Below are 4,337 nucleotides of genomic sequence, written 5' to 3' on the forward strand. Positions count from 1 at the left end.
GCGGCACCCCGTGCGGGGTGCCGCCCTTCGGCCGTCCGTCAACGGAGGTCCGCGCTACTTGCGCATGACTTCCGGCTCGTGGCGGCGCAGCAGCCGCGCGACCACGAAGCCGCAGGCGATGCCGAGCAGCAGGAGGATCGTGATGTTGATGCCCCACTGGCCGGCCGAGTGCTCCCAGAGCGGGTCCAGGTTGGCCGGGTCCTTCGGGTCCCACGGTGCCATCAGGTGTGAGAGGTCGAGCGTCGCGGCCGTACCGGCGATGGCCCAGCGGGACGGCATCAGCCAGGCGAACTGCTCCAGGCCGGGCGAGCCGTACACCTGGAAGAGGATGCCGGTGAAGACGACCTGGACGATCGCGAACATGACCAGCAGCGGCATGGTCTTCTCGGAGGTCTTCACCAGCGAGGAGATGACCAGGCCGAACATCATCGAGGTGAAGCCCAGCGCGATGATCGTCAGGCAGAGCTCGACGGCGGGCGGCATGACCAGGCCCTCGTCCGGCAGCTTGCGGGTGGCGAAGCCGATGCCGCAGATGATGACGCCCTGGAAGGCCGTGATCACGCCGAGGACGATCACCTTGGACATCAGGTAGGCCGAGCGGGACAGGCCGGTGGCCCGTTCCCGTTCGTAGATGACGCGTTCCTTGATCAGTTCTCGTACGGAGTTGGCCGCGCCGGAGAAGCACATGCCGACCGCGAGGATCAGCATGATCGTTCCGGCGGCTCCGTTGAACCGGGACGGCGCTTCCGGCGGGGCCAGGCCGAACTTGGCCGGGATGACCACGCTGACCACGCCCAGCACGGCGGGCAGGATCACCATCAGGCCCATGAAGCCCTTGTCGGAGGCGATCACCGAGAGGTAGCGGCGGATCAGCGTCCACAACTGGGCCGACCAGCTCTGCGGCTTCGGCGGGCGGATCTGCTGCGGCGGCATGTGCACCGGCTGGGCGGCGACGGCGTCGATGTCCGCGGCGTACATCTGGTAGTGCTGGGAACCGCGCCAGCGCCCGGCCCAGTCGTAGTCGCGGTAGTTCTCGAACGCGGAGAAGACATCGGCCCAGGTGGTGTAGCCGAAGAAGTTGAGCGCCTCCTCCGGCGGGCCGAAGTAGGCGACGGCCCCGCCGGGTGCCATGACGAGCAGCTTGTCGCAGATCGCCAGCTCGGCCACGGAGTGGGTGACGACGAGGACCGTACGGCCGTCGTCGGCCAGCCCGCGCAGCAGCTGCATGACGTCGCGGTCCATGCCCGGGTCGAGGCCGGAGGTCGGCTCGTCCAGGAAGATCAGCGACGGCTTGGTGAGCAGCTCCAGGGCGACGGAGACGCGCTTGCGCTGGCCGCCGGAGAGCGAGGTGACCTTCTTGTCCTTGTGGATGTCGAGCTTGAGCTCGGCGAGGACCTCGTGGATACGGGCCTCGCGCTCGGCCTCGGTGGTGTCCGCGGGAAAGCGGAGCTTGGCCGCGTACTTGAGGGCCTTGGTGACGGTGAGTTCCTTGTGCAGGATGTCGTCCTGCGGGACCAGACCGATGCGCTGGCGCAGCTCGGCGAACTGCTTGTACAGGTTCCGGTTGTCGTAGAGGACGTCGCCCTGGTTGGCGGGCCGGTAGCCGGTGAGCGCCTTGAGCAGGGTGGACTTTCCGGAGCCCGAGGGGCCGATGACCGCGACGAGCGACTTCTCCGGGACACCGAAGGAGACGTCCTTGAGGATCTGCTTCCCGCCGTCGACGGTGACCGTCAGGTGACGGGCGGAGAAGGAGACCTCACCGGTGTCGACGAACTCCTCGAGCCGGTCGCCGACCAGACGGAAGGTCGAGTGGCCGACGCCGACGGTGTCGTTCGGCCCGATGAACGCGGAGCCGGACTTGGCGATCGGCTGGCCGTTGACGTACGTGCCGTTGTGCGATCCGAGGTCACGGATCTCGAAGCGGCCGTCGGGCGTCGCGTGGAACTCGGCGTGGTTGCGCGAGACCTGGAGGTCGGAGACGACCAGATCGTTCTCCAGCGCACGACCGATGCGCATGACCCGGCCGAGTGCGAACTGGTGGAACGTCGTCGGGCTGCGGTCGCCGTGGACCGGCGGGGCCCCCGCGGCCCCGCCCGCGCCGGGCGGACCGGCCATGCCCTGCTGCTGCGGGATGTGCGGCTGCTGCGGCTGCTGAGCCGAAGGCTGCTGCTGGGCCGGAGGCTGCTGCCAGCCCTGCTGCGGTGCCTGCGGCTGCTGGACGGGCGCCTGCTGGTTGCCCCAGCCCTGGCCGCCCTGCTGGGGCTGCTGGACGGGGGCCTGCTGGGCACCCGCGCCCTGACCGCCGTAGACGTCGGCACCCGCGGCTGCGGTGATGCTCAGCCGCGGCCCGTCGGTGGCGTTGCCCAGGTGCACGACGGTGCCGGGGCCGATCTCCAGCTGCTGGATCCGGCTGCCCTGTGCATAGGTGCCGTTGGTGCTGCCGTGGTCCTCGATGAACCAGTTCCGGCCCCCCCAGCTGATCGTGGCATGCCGCCACGACACCCTGGCGTCGTCGATCGTCAGGTCACCCTGAGGATCGCGTCCGAGGGTGTACGACCTGGACGGATCGAGCGTCCAGGTCCTTCCATTCAATTCCAGTACGAGTTCCGGCACTCCGCGCCCCACTAGTTGTCCCCCGAGTTACCCCCGTCGCAGGGAGTCTAGGGATGCTGAACATCGTGGGGAACTATTCCAGGAGCAGTCCCGGATACGAAAGTCGGACGGGCCCTGGTACCCGCTTGGACCTGCATCGTTACGGTGCCGACACGAACAATGGGAGGAGAACGCGGCAAGCGTCCCGAGTGGGTACGAACCGCCGGCGAACGGGATATCCCGGATGTCCGCGCCGCACCGCGCCGCCCCCGTCCGGGCACCGGGCGAAAGCGGACGCACGCGGTCCGTCACCGGGTCCGCGCCCCGGTCGTGACGTACGGTCCGCGGACGCTGTCCGTTCCTCGGGACGGACCTCCGGCACCCGGCGGCGGACCGATACGGTGGAAGCATCATGAGCGCATCTCAGCCATCTCAGTCCTTCTCGTCTCCCGAGTCCCCTGAGCCTCCTGAGTCCCGTGAGTCTCCTGAGTCCCGTCGGGGCACCGGCACTCCCACCCTTCTCGTGAAGATCTTCGGGAAGGACCGCCCCGGCCTCACCGCCGGGCTCTTCGATACCCTCGCCGCCTACTCCGTCGATGTCGTCGACATCGAGCAGGTCGTCACCCGTGGCCGTATCGTCCTGTGCGTACTGATCACCGCCCCGGTCACGGGCGGCACCACCGAGGGCGACCTGCGCGCGACCGTGCACAGCTGGGCCGATTCGCAGAAGCTCCAGGCCGAGATCATCTCCGGCACGGGTGACAACCGGCCGCGTGGTGTCGGGCGTTCCCATGTGACGGTGCTCGGACACCCGCTGACCGCGGAGTCGACCGCCGCCATAGCGGCCACCATCACCTCCACCGGAGGCAACATCGACCGCATCTTCCGGCTCGCGAAGTACCCCGTCACGGCGGTGGAGTTCGCGGTGTCCGGCACCGCGACCGAGGATCTGCGGACCGCACTCGCGACCGAGGCCGCCGGCATCGGTGTCGACATCGCGGTGGTGTCGGCCGGGCTGAGCCGCCGGGCCCAGCGGCTGGTCGTCATGGACGTCGACTCGACGCTGATCCAGGACGAGGTCATCGAGCTGTTCGCGGCCCACGCGGGCTGCGAGGACAAGGTCGCCGAGGTGACCGCGCAGGCGATGCGCGGCGAGCTGGACTTCGAGCAGTCGCTGCACGCGCGGGTGGCACTGCTGGCCGGGCTCGACGCCTCGGTGGTGGACAAGGTACGTGCCGAGGTGCGGCTGACGCCGGGGGCCCGCACCCTGATCCGTACGCTGAAACGTCTCGGCTACCAAGTGGGGGTGGTCTCGGGCGGGTTCACCCAGGTCACCGACGACCTGAAGGAACGGCTCGGGCTCGACTTCGCCTCCGCCAACACCCTGGAAGTGGCCGACGGGAAGTTCACCGGGCGGGTCGTCGGTGACATCGTCGACCGGGCGGGCAAGGCCCGGCTGCTGCGCAGCTTCGCCGAGCAGGCCGGGGTGCCGCTGGCGCAGACGGTCGCGATCGGCGACGGCGCCAATGACCTGGACATGTTGAACACAGCCGGCCTCGGCGTGGCCTTCAACGCCAAGCCGGTGGTCCGGGAGGCCGCGCACACCGCGGTGAACGTGCCGTTCCTGGACACCGTGCTCTATCTGCTGGGCATCACCCGCGAGGAGGTCGAGGCCGCCGACGGCCTCGTCGACTGACCGTACGGACGAACGCCGCGTCCCGCGCGTACGACAGGGCCCCCGCAGC

General features: G+C 69.2%; 2 protein-coding genes. One reads left to right on the forward strand and one right to left on the reverse strand.

The features are described from left to right. Positions 1–54 precede the first annotated feature (54 nt). Positions 55–2,625, reverse strand: a complete 2,571-nt coding sequence (locus tag ACFCV8_RS35535) for an FHA domain-containing protein (RefSeq protein ID WP_376689682.1) — start codon at positions 2,623–2,625, stop codon at positions 55–57. 379 nt (positions 2,626–3,004) lie between these two features. Here ACFCV8_RS35535 and serB point away from each other — a divergent pair, with 379 nt between their 5' ends. Next, complete coding sequence (serB, locus tag ACFCV8_RS35540; RefSeq protein ID WP_376689683.1) at positions 3,005–4,288, forward strand: phosphoserine phosphatase SerB; 1,284 nt, start codon at positions 3,005–3,007, stop codon at positions 4,286–4,288. Positions 4,289–4,337: the final 49 nt, after the last annotated feature.

It is taken from the genome of Streptomyces sp. NPDC056347 (assembly GCF_042262625.1).
In the GTDB taxonomy this organism is placed as follows: domain Bacteria; phylum Actinomycetota; class Actinomycetes; order Streptomycetales; family Streptomycetaceae; genus Streptomyces.

What these genes read in the sequence shown, in the direction of transcription:
- serB (WP_376689683.1), top strand. Translation starts at nt 3,005, where the DNA reads ATGAGCGCATCTCAGCCATCTCAGTCCTTCTCGTCTCCCGAGTCCCCT.